The sequence below is a fragment of the Pseudomonas sp. SIMBA_067 genome, assembly GCF_046534675.1.
GTDB lineage: Bacteria > Pseudomonadota > Gammaproteobacteria > Pseudomonadales > Pseudomonadaceae > Aquipseudomonas > Aquipseudomonas putida.
Genome location: NZ_JAWRYH010000002.1, coordinates 134,949 through 148,847, shown reverse-complemented (window position 1 = coordinate 148,847; position 13,899 = coordinate 134,949). Strand labels below are relative to the sequence as shown.

The window sequence follows — 13,899 nt, the reverse complement described above, 5'->3', positions numbered from 1 at the left end:
CGGAAAAAATTACCGCCATTCTAGGGCGAACGGGCGGATTTGTCTTGGCGGGGTGTACCAGTGGGCAGGGGCGGGCATAATGCTGATTATGTCTACATCTTCAGGAACGCCCGCATGACCCAGATCAGCGTCGAACGCAAACATTCCCTCGGCCGTGATGCCGCCCGCGCCAAGGCCGAAGCGCTGGTCGACAAGCTCAGCCGTGAGTACGACCTCAAGGCCACCTGGAACGGTGACCGCGTAGACGTTGCGCGCAGTGGCGCCAATGGCAGTGTGCACATTGGCGACGACAGCATCCGCGTCGAATTGAAGCTGGGCATGATGCTGTCGATGATGAGCGGCACCATCAAGGGTGAGATCGAACGGGCGCTGGACAAGGCCCTGGCCTGAGCCAGGGCCGCTCTCTGGCTACTGCGGCGCGTCCGTCGGGAAAGGAATGATGCCAATTACCTGCTCCAGGCGCAGATCGCCGCGGTAGATCGCGATGCGCTCGCGTGCGTCTGCGGCCTGCTCGAGCATGGCCTTGCGGCCCCTTACGCCTGCATCCCAGAACTTGAGGTGGCCCTTGACGAAGTCATGCCCTCTCGCTTCGAGGCTGGGATAGTGAAAATGCGCCTCCCATAGTAACCGCTGTGGCGCTTGCACATCGCGAATCTCGTAGACGTCGAGGTAATCATTGGCGTGACGTAGCTGCCGGCGAATCACGGTCTGCCTGATCCGAATCCGCTTCTGCTCAGCCAGGAAGCGAAGGGCCTTGCCGTCGGGATGGCGGGTGTTCAGATACGCGTCGGTGAGCAGCCGAAGCCTTTCGTGATGGATGCGGTCTACCGCTGCCCGAAGGAGGTCGACCAAGCTGGAATCCAGTGGATTGTTCAGCTCGGTCAGTTGCTGCTGCACTTCGCGCATGTCACCTGCCGGCCATTCCAGAAAGTCGGCCAGGCTGTTGGGCTCATCGGCATAGTGAGCGGCGAAGGCAATTTTCCCATCCACCTCTGCCAGCAGGCGACTTGCTCGCTGGCGCAGCTGTGCCCGGTCGTGCTGGGCCGGCCGCGCTTGCTCAGGCACGGCATGCCATACCCCGTCGCGTTGCGCGAAACTGCCCGCAGGCTCCTGATTGAATGCACTGCGCTGGATGGCCCGATTGCCCATTTGGTCGATTTCCACCAACAGCGGTCGACCTCGGTCAACACGGATGACCCGGCGCCTGATCGTTGCGGGGCGATGATAGGGCGTTGGCGAGGGGAGACTGATGCCGCTGTCGAGATTGGTCAAGGTCGCGCTCAGTTGCTGCTCCGTGATCTGGGTAATGGTGGACAGTTCGCGTATATATTCGTCCAGCACGTCAGCGACCAGCGCAGGCGAGTCCAGTGTCCTCATGTATTGGGCGCGATCCAGCACGGTACGGTATTTCTGAAGGATATCCTCAAGCAGTTCGGCTTTGACCTGGGCCGTCTCTTCGGTGGCTTCCAGACCGTCGTGGCTCCAGATCGTACGGCTGAATTCGATGCCGCTGAGCGGCGCGCGCATCGCAAGCAAATGCTCGGCCGTGTCCGCAGAGAGCCGAGTCTTGTCCACGGCGAGGTAGGCCAGGTCACTGAGCAGCTGGGCCCGAATGACCAGTGTCGAATACGTCCTGCGTCGAATGGTCTGGGCGAGTTTCGTGGCTTTGTCGGCAAAATCGATCTTGGGGTCCGGCAGTACTTGCGCCAAGGTCCGGTCCAGCCGCTGGCTGACGACAAGCAGGCGGCGGCTGGCCTGGCTGGAATCGCGTACCCGTTCGCAATAATCGAGGTATTGCTGTATCTGCTCGGCAGTCTCTGGAACGCGGGGCAGCCCGATGGACTGTGCGCTCAGTGCCTGGTGGTCGACCTGCTCCAGCAAGCGGCGGCACAGCAGCATGTCGTTTTCGATGGCTGCACCGTACCAGTTGCCGTATCGGCGTCGGCTCGGGGCTCGGGTGTCGAATTTGCTGAACCGTGGTTCGGCCATCTCCTTGAACACTTCGATATTCCCGTGTAGCAGCGTGCTTTGCCGTTCCAGGTAGAGCGCGGATGCCCTGATTTCCGGTAAGTGCCGTAGGCGCTGGGCTTTGAGTGCCTGCCTCTGAAGCTGCAAGGCTGGCGGCGGTGTATCACGCTCATGTGCAGGTAGTGCATCGACAGCCATGCTGTATTCCCGCGCGAGGTCGTCATAAACCTGCAGTTGCACTTGGCTGCGTTCCATCAGGGGTGCCATCTGATTCAGCGCTTGTTGGTTAGCCGTGGCGGTTGCGCTCAGCGTGTCGAACCGCTGGCGGTTTTCCGCGTTGATGGATTGCCTGTTCCTTGGCATGCCGCCAGAGAGGTTCAGATTCAAAGTCCATTGGCCATTCCAGCGCGTCAACCAAGGGCCTTTTTGGCGTTCACGACCAACGATATGGTAGCCGTCCCGGGCGCCATCCCATTGGGACACCCATTCGCTGCTGCTCGGCTCGGGGCCGATGATCTGCATGCCGTTCCAGGTCTCGATGACTTCATAGGCGCCATCGCCCAGTTTGACGTAGTAACGGCCGGCGATGTTGAACAACCCACGCAAACGGCCACTTGCCAGTGGTGCGTGCCCTTCCAGTGGCTGCAAGGCTTGCAGCTGTGCCAGTGACTGGCGCTCCTGCACTGACAGGTTGCTCAGGCGCTGCTCGTCATGCCAGCCATCTACACGCACCCGCGTGGGCTGCTGCGCCTCGACGGGGGCCTGCCACGGTTTCTCCTGTGGCTGCTCGAGCGCTGGGGGCGGGGATTCTTCCTTCGGCGCAGGGCCTGAAAAGCGCAACGTAACGGCCGCTTCGCTGTTGGCAGGTGGCGTTGCCGGGCGGTGGGCAAGGAGCAAGGCCAGGTTGGTGAGCAGGTCTATGGCGGCGACGATCTTATCGTCACCGCTGCGCTTGATCAGCGCCTCCACGTCTTCCTTGGCCGCCGACAGCGCCACGACCAGCCACACCAGGGTGGTCATAGGACCATGCCAAAGCTGGGTGACGGTATTGAAGATCGCCCAGGCAGCCTCCTTCACCAAAGCCCGCACTTCCTGGGCATTGGATACGCTATTGCTGGCTGAGGCCAATAGCATAGTGTCGATGCGGGCGTTGAACAGGTGGGTGTCCATTTCATCCGTCCAGGCCTGGAACGAGGCCTGTACCGGGCGTCTCAGGCGTTGCAAAAGACCGTCCAGCAGCTCGACCGGCACATTGAGCAGGTGCGTCAGCGTGGTAATGTTTGGGTGCAGGTGCGGGTGCTTGAACCCGTCGTTTTGGTAAATCGGACGCGCGTCTTCGTCGAGCCAGGCCAATACGCTCTCTTGCAGTGCGCCCCTGCTGCGGATTGCGTCCATCAGCAATTCGAGGGTCGGAAATTCCTGCAACGCCCTGTCGGCATAGAAGGGGCGGTACAAGACCCAGCTGCCGCTTGCCGGTATTTCGATGATGAACATCCCGTGTGCCACATCGCTTGCCGAAGCGCCAGGCGCGCAATGGAACGCCAGGGGGGCGATGCGCAGAAGGTCCGCGCCATTGTCCATGCCCTGGCAGAACCTTATCATTGCCTGGCTCGCCGTTTCGCCAAGCTGTCGCTCGATCTTGGCCTTCAGGGTGCTGAAGCGAAGGGCGTAACGCCACTCCCTGGCATGTTGCCTGATTCGTTCGGACCTGCGCGGTTCGGTCCTGACTTGATCTTGCAGGTAGGTGGGGTAGTGAGCGCTGATATCGACCTGATGAATCAGCGCCCTGATCTGCTCGATGCTTAGCCAGTCCTTCACGGGCGAGCCATCCTCGAAACTGAGCCCGGTCATCACCTCGCCAGCCTCAAGGCGCAGGCGGGAGATCGCCAGATCGGTCAGGGGCACCGTGTGCAAGAACAGTGATTGCCCTTGTGTGCCGGGGCCGATGATGGCTTGGGAAATGCGGATGTGCACCTCGTTCGGGTCGTGTATCGCCTTGTCTGGGTAGCTGGTCTGCAGGGTCTCACGCAAGCGGCGAGCGGCGTAATCACGGATATCTTCGACATCGCCCAGCGATGTGCAGCCCTTCGACCGACCTTGGTTCGCCGCCAGATCGAGCAGTGCAGTGTGATAGGCGTAGCGGTCCTCAGCACTGGCATTTAGCAGCCATCGCGGTGGGCTGACAGCGGGTGCAGTTCGTTCCTGCGAAGGCAGGTCGAAGAAGTAAGCTGACGGGTCGCTCACCTGACGCAGTTGTCGCTCCAGCTCGTCGACGGTTGCCAGGCCACCAATACGCAGGCGCCCGATGTCGTCCAGAATATCGTTCAGCAGTTGCCTTGCCTGGAAGGCGAAAGGGCGTCCGATCACCGGTGTGTGCGCCCAGGACAACGCTTCGAAGCGGTAGCGTTGTGCTAGCTGCCGTTGCAGCGCGGTGGCAAAGCTGGGCAGGTCGACATGGCGGTGAACCGAACCGCAGGGTTTGCATTGCAGAACCAGGTTGCGGGTACCACTTGTGGTGATGAGCAACAGATCCGGTAGGGTGACGGTGCGTGCCTCGCCATCCGTCCCGAGCGTGACTTGTATCGCCTCGACAGCCAGGCTGTCGAATACCCCGTCGAGCAAGGCGTACATGGCAGCTTTTTCATCATCTGCCAGGCCTTGGCGAGGGAGGTTCTCGAGCAATGCGGCCTTGATGGTGTGTTCCAGCCAGAGCATGCGCGAGACTTGGCTGTCTTCGTCGAGCCCGTTCCAGAAGCCGATCTGGGCTTGCTGGAAGGCGGGTATCAACGCACCAAGCACTGTATCGAAGTCATCGTTGAGCTTCGTCAGGTCCGGGATGATTTCGGGTTGGCGGATGTTGTCCGGGCCTTGCTCCTGAATTTGAAACACATGGGGCGGGCTGATGCTCAGCTTGTCTGCGGCGCTTAGTTGCGCACGTTCCTTGGCCAGAAAATGCCTGAGAAGCTCGTCCACCAGCCCGCTCTGACGTGGGAGATCACCTGTGCTGGCCGGTGCATGCAGGATGACGAAAGGATCGAGCGATGTGATGTGAGGGTGGTTACGGTGCAACCATGGATACCGGTCGTTGAAAATCTGGAATGCTTCTTTTGATAAAACGTCCCGCACGCTGGGTCGTTTGGAGAAACAGGCTGCCACGCTTTGCTTGAACGTCAGCCTGGGTGGGTTTGCTACAGCAGTCATGGCGTCGATGTCCGTGAGGTGAAGCCTGCGACGCTAGCGCTATGGCCAACGGTGCTTGCGGTATATAGATGCGACAACGATGACCTTAGGGTGAGGTTTCTAATTTTCTTCCCTACCTTAATGCTCAAGCCCAGCCTCCATGGGCGGTTTTCCAACACTCATGAGCATGAGGTACACAGCATGGCCAAAGTGAATGTGAAGAAAAAAGACGAAGCCCTGGGCACGCTTGGCGAGGTGCGCGGCTACGCGCGCAAGATCTGGTTGGCCGGTATCGGCGCCTACGCCCGCGTCGGCCAGGAAGGCTCTGACTACTTCCAGGAGCTGGTCAAGGCTGGCGAAGGCGTCGAGAAGCGCGGCAAGAAACGCATCGACAAAGAGCTCGATGCCGCCAACCACCAGCTTGACGAAGCCGCTGAAGAAGTGAGCCGCGTACGCGGGAAGGTAGAAATTCAACTCGACAAGATCGAAAAAGCTTTCGACGCACGGGTCGGTCGCGCCTTGAATCGCCTGGGTATTCCGTCTAAACATGACGTTGAGGCGTTGTCGGTCAAGCTTGAGCAGTTGCATGAGCTGCTTGAGCGCGTCGCGCACAAACCATAAGGAGAGCAGGATGGCTGGCAAGAAGAATTCCGACAAAGAAGGCAGCTCCTGGGTCGGCGGGATCGAGAAGTACTCCCGCAAGATCTGGCTGGCGGGGCTGGGTATCTATTCGAAAGTTGACCAGGACGGCCCGAAGCTGTTCGACTCGCTGGTGAAAGATGGCGAGAAGGCCGAGAAGCAGGCGAAGAAGGCGGCTGAAGATGTAGCCGAAACCGCCAAGTCGTCGACCACTTCGCGCGTGTCTGGCGTGAAGGACCTTGCGCTGGGCAAGTGGAGCGAACTCGAAGAGGCCTTCGACAAGCGCCTGAACAGCGCCATCTCTCGCCTGGGCGTGCCGAGCCGCAACGAGATCAAGGCCCTGCACCAGCAGGTGGATAGCCTGACCAAGCAGATCGAGAAGCTGACCGGTGCTTCGGTTACGCCGATTTCGTCGCGCGCTGCGGCGTCCAAGCCGGCTGCGAGCAAGGCAGCGGCCAAGCCACTGGCCAAGGCAGCGGCGGCCAAGCCTGCTGCTAAAACGGCGGCGGCCAAACCTGCAGCTAAAACGGCAGCGGCCAAACCTGCAGCAAAGCCTGCGGCCAAACCTGCAGCTGCCAAGCCGGCGGCAAAACCGGCAGCAAAACCGGCAGCGGCCAAGCCAGCGGCAGCGAAGAAACCTGCGGTGAAGAAAGCACCGGCCAAACCGGCAGCCGCCAAACCTGCAGCGCCAGCGGCCAGTGCCGCCCCGGCCGCTACCCCAGCCCCGGCACCTGTAGCCGCCCCGGCCGGCAGCGCACCGTCGGCACCAAACGGCACCGGTACCCTGATCTGAAAGCAGATTGCCTTCCGGGCAAACACGGTCAGCGTAGGAGCGGCCTTGTGCCGCGAATGGGCTGCAAAGCAGCCCCGGGATCTTTGCCTTGACGCTGAGATCGCGGGGCCGCTTTGCGGCCCATTCGCGGCACAAGGCCGCTCCTACAATGACGGCGTTGTCAGCATGTTGTTTCTACCCTTCCAGATAGCGCACCGCCAACTGCTCCGCCGCCGCCCGCGCCTGTGGCTGCAGATGCGGCGCCACCAGCATCATCACCTGGTACACCACAATTCCCACATCCGCCTCGCGTCCCAGCACCCGCTGGTAATCCAGCGAGAACAGCAGCGTCATTGTGATCTGCTCCACCAGTTGCCCCAGCGCCTGGGTCTCACTCTCTACCAACCCCTGGCCCTTGAGGCTGGCGAGCAACGCCGCCAGCGTACGCTTGAGTGCATTGATCAGGCTGCGCATGCCGCGCGCCAGCTTGGGCAGGCGGCCGGTGAGGTTGGACAGGTCCTGGAACAGAAAGCGGTACTGGGCCATGTGCTCGACGATCAGGTGCAGGAACAGCCAGTAGTCCTCGGCGTCCAGGCGCACGTCCAGGGGCGGGTCGAGCAGGGGCATCAGCGCTTCTTCGAAGCGCTCGAACAGGCCCAGCACCAAGGGCTCCTTGCCATGGAAGTGGTAGTACAGGTTGCCCGGGCTGATACCCAGTTCGTTGGCAATCTCCAAGGTGGATACGTTCGGTTCGCCCTGCTGGTTGAACAGTTGCAGGGCGCATTCGAGGATACGGTCGCGGGTCTTCATCCAGTCGTAGGGCTCATCGGGTCAGGACATAGGTGCCTGGCGCCGGGCCGAGCGGTGGATAGGTACTGTTGCCCAGCTCGGTACGGGGAGCCTTGAGCGGGCCGGAGCGCGGTGTGATCCATTCCAGCCACAAGGGCCACCAACTGCCGTCGCTGCGTTTGGCCTCGTAGAACCAGGCGCGCGGGTCGCCGGACAGTTTGGGGTTTTCCAGGTAGTAGGCCTTGGGGTTGCCCGGCGGGTTGATGATGCTCTGGATGTGCCCGCTGTTGGCCAGCACGAAACGCCGGTCGCCACCAAGCAGCAAGGCCGAGCGGTACACGGCGTCCCATGGAGTGATGTGGTCGTTGCTGCCGGCCACGGTAAAGCTGTCCAGGTCGACCTGCTTGAGGTCGATGGGCGTGCCGCACACTTCGAGGCCTGCCGGGTGGGTGAGCGGGTTGTGCTTGAAAAAGTCCAGCAAGTCCCCGTGCAGTGCCGCGGGCAGGCGTGTGTTGTCGGCGTTCCAGTACAGGATGTCGAACGCGGGTGGGGCTTTGCCCAACAGGTAGTTGTTGACCCAGTAGTTCCAGATCAGGTCGTTGGGGCGCATCCAGGCGAAAATCCTGGCGACTTCGCCGCCGTCCAGCACGCCCCGTTGATAGGATCGGCGCTTGGCGGCCTCTACCGTCTGCTCGTCGGCGAACAGGCTGGCCGGGCTGTCGAACTTGCTGTCGAGCAGGCTCACCAGGTAAGTGGCGCTGCGGATCTTGCGCAACTGATGCTTGGCCTGCAGGTGGCCCTGCAGCGCGGCCATGGTCAGGCCGCCGGCGCAGGCACCCATCAGGTTGGGGTCGCGGTTGCCGCTGATGCTGCGGCAGGCGTTCAGCGCTTCTTCCAGGGCCTGTACGTACGTGGACAGGCCCCATTCGCGGTGGCGCGGGTCGGGGTTGCGCCAACTGATCATGAACACCTGCAGGCCGTTCTTGAGCATGTACTGGACGAAGCTGTTGTGCGCCTGCATGTCGAAGATATAGAACTTGTTGATTTGCGGCGGCACCACCAGCAAAGGCCTGGCGTGCTGTTTTTCGCTCATCGGCTTGTACTGGATCAGCTCCAACAGCTCGTTGCGAAACACCACCGCACCGGGCGTTGCCGCCAGGCTGCCACCCACCTCGAAGGCACGTTCGTCCACCTGGCGCGGCAGGCCGTCGTTGTGGCGCAGGTCGTCGAGCAAGTGGGCCACGCCACGCACCAGGCTTTGCCCGCCGGTGTTCAGCAGTTCTTTGACCGCCAGCGGGTTGAGCAGCGAGTTGCTCGGTGCCAGGGCGTCATTGATCATGCCAAACAGAAAGTGCGCACGGGCGCGGTCATCGTCGTCCAGGTGACTTTCGTCGATCCACTGGCGCGTCTGCTTCTGCCAGGCCAGATAGGCCTGCAGGCCACGGCGATAAAACGGGTTGTGGCTCCAGGTCGGGTCGCTGAAGCGGCCATCGCGAGGGTTGGGCTGGTAGGGCGTGTCGCCCAGCATCACGCGGCCCAGCTGGCTGCCGAACGCCAACAGATGCCGTGCCGTGTGCAGCGGGTTGGTCAAGCCGTGGCGGCCAACCCTGCGCAGGGTCGACACCAGGTCGCGCCCGCGTAGGCCGAGTATGGCGTTCTGCACGTTCATGCTGGTGGCGGGAAGCGTTTTCGTTCCTTTGCCCGGTTTGTCTGTCATGGCAACACTCCCTCGTCTTACCCGATGCTTGGGCAGCGACAATCAACCGCCAGAGGCGGGGCGCGGATGCATGACCGCGCGCTGACGTTCTTCCTGGAGAAACTTCATGATGATCGGTGCGACGGCCTCGGCCCGGGTAATCAGGAACAGGTGGCCATCGTCAATTATGTGTAGCTGGGCATTGGGAATCCGCCAGGCGAGCAGGCGCATGTTGACCAGCGGGATCAGCGGGTCGTCGTCACCGGCCAGCACCAGCGTTGGCTGGTGGATCTTGTGCAGCCAGTGGATGCTGGTCCAGCCCAGGCCGGCGAACAGCTGCCAGTAATAGCCCAGCTTGCCCCCGGAGCGCACCTTGGACGCATGGTGCATGGCCAGGTCCGGGTCGCGGCGGAAGGCGCCGCCGTAGATCAGCGGTGCGATGCGGATCACATGGGAGGGCTGCACGTAGCGCCTGGGGCTCGCCATCATCCACAAGACTTTAGGTTTGCCCGGCACCATGACTGCGCCGGCGGCAGTGGCGGCCAGCACCAGTTTCTTGCAGCGCTCCGGGTAGTCGTGGGCAAACTGCTGGGCCAGGGCGCCGCCCCAGGACACGCCGATGGCGCTGACCTGGCCGTAGTTCAGGTAATCGAGCATGCGTGCTGTGAGCTTGGCCAGCCCAGGAAAGCGATAGGGATGACGCGGGGTGGATGAACCACCCACACCGGGCACGTCGAAGGCGATGACCTCCAGGTCCGGGTCCAGCGCCTCGATGAACGGGAACACCAGCTCCAGGTTGGCGCCGATGCCGTTGAAGATCAGCAACGGTGTCAGGTGTGGCTTGCCCGGGCGGACGGCGGTGCGAATGGACTGGTCGTCCAGTTCGACGGTCCTGAAGATGTAGGGTTCCGGCATGCGTTCGACTCTGTCGTGAAAAAAGCGCCGTGGCGCGCTCATGGCGGCCACGGCAACGCAACTCAGCGCTCGTGAACGTAGGTGCCTGGTGCGGCTTCGCCAGCGGCATAAGCGCGGTTGCCCAGGCGGGTTGGCGCTTTTTTCAGCTCCCCGGCACGTTCGCTCAGCCAGCTCTGCCAGTGCAGCCACCAGGAGTCGGCGTGCTTGGTGGCGTTTTCCTGCCAGGCCAGCGGGTCACCCGGGCGGTCAGCGCCAGTCATGAAGCGCGCCTTGGGGTTGCCTGGCGGGTTGAGGATGCTCTGGATATGGCCGCTGTTGGACAGCACGAACTCGATCTTGCCGCCGAACAAGTGCGCCGAGCGGTAGCACGATTGCCACGGGGTGATGTGGTCTGCAGTGCCTGCAACGCTGAAGATGTCGCACTGCACATTTTTCAGGTTGATCGGGGTGCCGCACACTTCCAGTGCATCCGGGCGGATCAGTGGGTTGCTCTTGAACATTTCGATCAGGTCGCCGTGGAAGGCGGCCGGCAGGCGCGTGGTGTCGTTGTTCCAGAACAGGATGTCGAACACCGGCGGCTCGTTGCCAAGCAGGTAGTTGTTGACCCAGTAGTTCCAGATCAGGTCGTTGGGGCGCATCCAGGCGAACACCTTGGCCATTTCGCTGCCTTCCAGCACGCCAGCCTGGTAGGAGTGGCGCTTGGCACTTTCCAGGGTTTGTTCATCGACGAACAAGGCGACCTGGTTGTCCATGGTGGTGTCCAGCACGCTGACCAGCAGGGTCAGGGCATTGACCTTGTTTTCGCCAATGGCGGCATAGTGGCCCACCAGCGCAGTGCAGGTAATGCCACCGGAGCAGGCACCGAGCATGTTCAGGTCTTTGCTGCCGGTAATCGCCAGCACCGCGTCGACGGCTTCTTTCAGCGCATCGATGTAGGTGGACAGGCCCCATTCACGCTGGGCCTTGGTCGGGTTGCGCCAGCTGATGATGAAGGTTTGCTGCTGCGAGCGCAGGCAGTAGCGTGCCAGGCTCTTTTCCGGGCTCAGGTCGAACACGTAGAACTTGTTGATCTGCGGTGGCACCACCAGCAGCGGGCGGGCATGCACCTGCTCGGTGATGGGGCTGTACTGGATAAGCTCCAGTACATCGTTGCGGTACACCACCGCGCCTTCGCTGGTGCCCAGGTTCTTGCCCACTTCGAAGGCGTCCATGTTCACCTGGCTGGGCATGCCGCCGTTGTTGACCATGTCCTTGGCGAGGTTGGACAGGCCGTCGAGCAGGCTCTTGCCGCCGGTTTCGAAGAAGCGTTTGACCGCTGCCGGGTTGGACAAGGTATTGGTCGGCGCCATGGCTTCGGTCATCAGGTTGATGACGAATTGGCCGCGGCTGATGTCCTGGGGTGGCAGGTCGCTGTTGCCGATCCAGTCCTGCAACTCGTTGCGCCAGGCCAGGTAGGTTTGCAGGTAGCGGCGGTACAGCGGGTTGTTGCTCCAGGCCGGGTCGTTGAAACGGCGGTCGTCGCTTTCCGGGGCCAGGCTGGACTTGCCCAGCAGCACGTTTTTCAGTTCCAGGCCAAAGTGGGCCACATGCTTGGCACTGTGCAGCGGTTGGCGCACGGCCTGGCGCAGCACAGTGCGTGCCGAGCTCAACAGGTCCTTGCGGCGAATGCCGATGACCGGGTTCAGCCCCAGGGTGTTTTCCGAGGCCTGCCGCTGCAGCTCATCGTTGTTCTTGTTACTCATCTACGACGCTCCGTTGTCCTGAGACGAGTACCGGTTGCTGTGACAAGCGCACAGCCCTGAGCCCGGTACTGCTACTCGGGTGACCAGTGATAAGGAACAGCGGTGCTGCGGGGGTTCTGACTGCCTGCAAAGTGATGCAGGGAACTTGCCACACCCATTGGTTACCCGACTTTCATGTAATGCGCAAGACAGCCCTTCACTGGGCTGTCTGCAAGTCATTCAAACAGATGAATTTAGAAAATGCGCTCTAAACCCTGCAGGCCTTGGGCTAGAGCATGAGTTTCACAACCGATGCGGCCGGGTCGCGGGATTTTCCGGCCTTGTGCAGCTCGTCGAGGTAGTCGGTCCACAGCTGTTCCTGGCGCAGGCACAGCTGTTCCAGGTATTCCCAGGTGAACAGGCCGCTGTCATGGCCGTCGTCGAAGGTCAGTTTCAGTGCATATTGGCCGGCAGGCTCCAGGCCGACCAGGCCGACGTTGATCTTGCCGAACTGCAGGATGGGGTTGCCGTGGCCCTGGACCTCGGCGGAGGGGGAGTGCACGCGCAGGAGTTCGGCGGGCAGGTGGTAGACCTCGCCGGGGGCGTAGGTGAGGGTGAGGGTTTTCGAGGCTTTGTGCAGGTTTATGGCGGTGGGCATGCGGGCCATGGCTGGAATCTCTCGGGAGCTGATGATGCACAGCTTCGGGACATTCTGGGGATTGCGCAAGGGGGGCTGCTTTGCAGCCCAATCGCCGGCAAGCCAGCTCCCACAGGTGCTTCACAGCATTCAGGATCGTGATAATCCTGTGGGGGCTGGCTTGCCGGCGAAAGGCCGCGAAGCGGCCCCTGCGGTCTTACAGGATGTAACGCGACAGGTCTTCGTTCTGCGCCAGTTCACCCAGATGGCTGTTCACATACGCAGCGTCGATCTGGATCGGCGTTTCGTCATGGGCACTGGCCAGGTCGCCAGCGCTGAACGACACCTCTTCGAGCAAACGCTCAAGCAGGGTGTGCAAGCGGCGGGCACCGATGTTCTCGGTCTTTTCGTTGACCTGGTAGGCAATCTCGGCCAGGCGCTTGATGCCATCGCCGATGAACTCGATGTTCAGGCCTTCGGTCTTCAGCAGGGCCTGGTACTGCTCGGTCAGCGAAGCGTGCGGCTCTTGCAGGATGCGCTCGAAGTCTTCAGGGGTCAGTGCCTTCAGCTCGACACGGATCGGCAGGCGGCCTTGCAGCTCGGGTACCAGGTCGCTTGGCTTGCTCAGGTGGAACGCACCCGAGGCGATGAACAGGATGTGGTCGGTCTTGACCATGCCCAGCTTGGTGTTGACGGTGCAGCCTTCGATCAGTGGCAGCAGGTCGCGCTGCACGCCTTCACGGGACACATCGGCACCGCCAACGTTGCCGCGCTTGGCAACCTTGTCGATTTCGTCGATGAACACGATGCCGTGCTGCTCGACCGCTTCCAGGGCCTTGGCCTTGAGCTCTTCCTCGTTGACCAGGCGGCCCGCTTCTTCGTCGCGAACCATCTTCAGCGCTTCTTTCACCTTCAGCTTGCGCGCCTTGCGCTTGCCTTTGCCCATGTTGGCAAACAGGTTCTGCAGCTGGTTGGTCATCTCTTCCATGCCAGGCGGCGCGGCAATTTCGACGCCCACGGCATCGGCCACTTCGATTTCGATTTCCTTGTCGTCCAGCTGGCCTTCACGCAGGCGCTTGCGGAACAGCTGGCGGGTGTTGGAATCGCTGCTGGTCTGCGCGGCTTCTTCCGAGAAGCTGCTGACCCGCGCCTGCGGCAGCAGGGCATCGAGGATACGGTCTTCAGCGGCGTCCTCGGCGCGGTGGCGCACGCGGATGATCTCCTGCTCGCGCAGCATCTTCAGCGCGGCGTCGGCCAGGTCACGGATGATCGACTCGACGTCGCGGCCCACGTAGCCTACTTCGGTGAACTTGGTGGCTTCGACCTTGAGGAACGGCGCGTTGGCCAGCTTGGCCAGGCGACGGGCGATTTCGGTCTTGCCGACGCCGGTAGGGCCGATCATCAGGATGTTCTTCGGGGTCACTTCGGCACGCAGCTCGGCAGGCAGCTGCATCCGGCGCCAGCGGTTGCGCAGGGCAATGGCGACGGCGCGCTTGGCGTCGTCCTGGCCGATGATGTGGCGGTTGAGTTCGTGGACGATCTCGCGGGGGGTCATGGACATGATCAATAGGGTCCTGGGGCA

General features: G+C 62.0%; 10 protein-coding genes. 3 read left to right on the top strand and 7 right to left on the bottom strand.

Annotated features, from left to right (window positions below):
* The first annotated feature begins 114 nt into the window (after window positions 1-114).
* Window positions 115-390, top strand: a complete 276-nt coding sequence (locus tag SB765_RS05965) for a polyhydroxyalkanoic acid system family protein (protein WP_003249289.1) — start codon at window positions 115-117, stop codon at window positions 388-390.
* A gap of 18 nt (window positions 391-408) precedes the next feature.
* On the opposite strand, the gene SB765_RS05960 is transcribed toward SB765_RS05965, so the two are convergent.
* Entirely contained in the window at window positions 409-5,124 is a 4,716-nt protein-coding gene (locus SB765_RS05960; RefSeq protein WP_410931076.1) for a hypothetical protein, read from the bottom strand.
* A gap of 225 nt (window positions 5,125-5,349) precedes the next feature.
* On the opposite strand from SB765_RS05960, the gene SB765_RS05955 reads away from it, so the two are divergent.
* Both SB765_RS05955 and SB765_RS05950 read left to right on the top strand, forming a co-directional pair.
* Window positions 5,350-5,769, top strand: coding sequence for a phasin family protein (locus SB765_RS05955; protein WP_410931075.1), 420 nt, complete (start codon window positions 5,350-5,352; stop codon window positions 5,767-5,769).
* Window positions 5,770-5,779: 10 nt separating this feature from the next.
* Complete coding sequence (locus SB765_RS05950; protein WP_410931074.1) at window positions 5,780-6,580, top strand: phasin family protein; 801 nt, start codon at window positions 5,780-5,782, stop codon at window positions 6,578-6,580.
* 174 nt (window positions 6,581-6,754) lie between these two features.
* Here the strand turns inward: SB765_RS05950 and SB765_RS05945 are convergent, their stop codons facing one another.
* From SB765_RS05945 to hslU, 6 genes are all read right to left on the bottom strand, one after another.
* Window positions 6,755-7,369: a TetR/AcrR family transcriptional regulator gene (locus SB765_RS05945; RefSeq protein ID WP_016501984.1), complete on the bottom strand. Its 615-nt coding sequence runs from the start codon at window positions 7,367-7,369 to the stop codon at window positions 6,755-6,757.
* A 13-nt stretch (window positions 7,370-7,382) separates the two neighbouring features.
* The gene (gene phaC, locus SB765_RS05940) at window positions 7,383-9,065 is read right to left on the bottom strand and encodes a class II poly(R)-hydroxyalkanoic acid synthase (protein WP_410931073.1); all 1,683 of its coding nucleotides are present in this window, start codon (window positions 9,063-9,065) and stop codon (window positions 7,383-7,385) included.
* Window positions 9,066-9,107: 42 nt separating this feature from the next.
* Window positions 9,108-9,959, bottom strand: coding sequence for a poly(3-hydroxyalkanoate) depolymerase (phaZ, locus tag SB765_RS05935; protein WP_341796968.1), 852 nt, complete (start codon window positions 9,957-9,959; stop codon window positions 9,108-9,110).
* Between the two features lie 62 nt (window positions 9,960-10,021).
* A complete protein-coding gene (gene phaC / locus SB765_RS05930; protein ID WP_016501981.1) occupies window positions 10,022-11,701 on the bottom strand; it encodes a class II poly(R)-hydroxyalkanoic acid synthase in 1,680 nt (559 codons plus the stop codon).
* 268 nt (window positions 11,702-11,969) lie between these two features.
* Window positions 11,970-12,347 carry a gamma-butyrobetaine hydroxylase-like domain-containing protein gene (locus tag SB765_RS05925; protein ID WP_410931183.1) on the bottom strand — a complete coding sequence of 126 codons (378 nt, stop codon included), beginning with the start codon at window positions 12,345-12,347 and terminating at the stop codon, window positions 11,970-11,972.
* A gap of 187 nt (window positions 12,348-12,534) precedes the next feature.
* Window positions 12,535-13,878, bottom strand: coding sequence for an ATP-dependent protease ATPase subunit HslU (gene hslU / locus SB765_RS05920; protein ID WP_341796965.1), 1,344 nt, complete (start codon window positions 13,876-13,878; stop codon window positions 12,535-12,537).
* Window positions 13,879-13,899 lie beyond the last annotated feature (21 nt).

Coding starts and splice junctions, on each gene's coding strand:
- SB765_RS05965 (WP_003249289.1), top strand. CDS start 115: ATGACCCAGATCAGCGTCGAACGCAAACATTCCCTCGGCCGTGATGCC.
- hslU (WP_341796965.1), bottom strand. CDS start 13,878: ATGTCCATGACCCCCCGCGAGATCGTCCACGAACTCAACCGCCACATC.
- SB765_RS05955 (WP_410931075.1), top strand. CDS start 5,350: ATGGCCAAAGTGAATGTGAAGAAAAAAGACGAAGCCCTGGGCACGCTT.
- phaC (WP_410931073.1), bottom strand. CDS start 9,065: ATGACAGACAAACCGGGCAAAGGAACGAAAACGCTTCCCGCCACCAGC.
- phaZ (WP_341796968.1), bottom strand. CDS start 9,959: ATGCCGGAACCCTACATCTTCAGGACCGTCGAACTGGACGACCAGTCC.
- SB765_RS05945 (WP_016501984.1), bottom strand. CDS start 7,369: ATGAAGACCCGCGACCGTATCCTCGAATGCGCCCTGCAACTGTTCAAC.
- phaC (WP_016501981.1), bottom strand. CDS start 11,701: ATGAGTAACAAGAACAACGATGAGCTGCAGCGGCAGGCCTCGGAAAAC.
- SB765_RS05950 (WP_410931074.1), top strand. CDS start 5,780: ATGGCTGGCAAGAAGAATTCCGACAAAGAAGGCAGCTCCTGGGTCGGC.
- SB765_RS05925 (WP_410931183.1), bottom strand. CDS start 12,347: ATGGCCCGCATGCCCACCGCCATAAACCTGCACAAAGCCTCGAAAACC.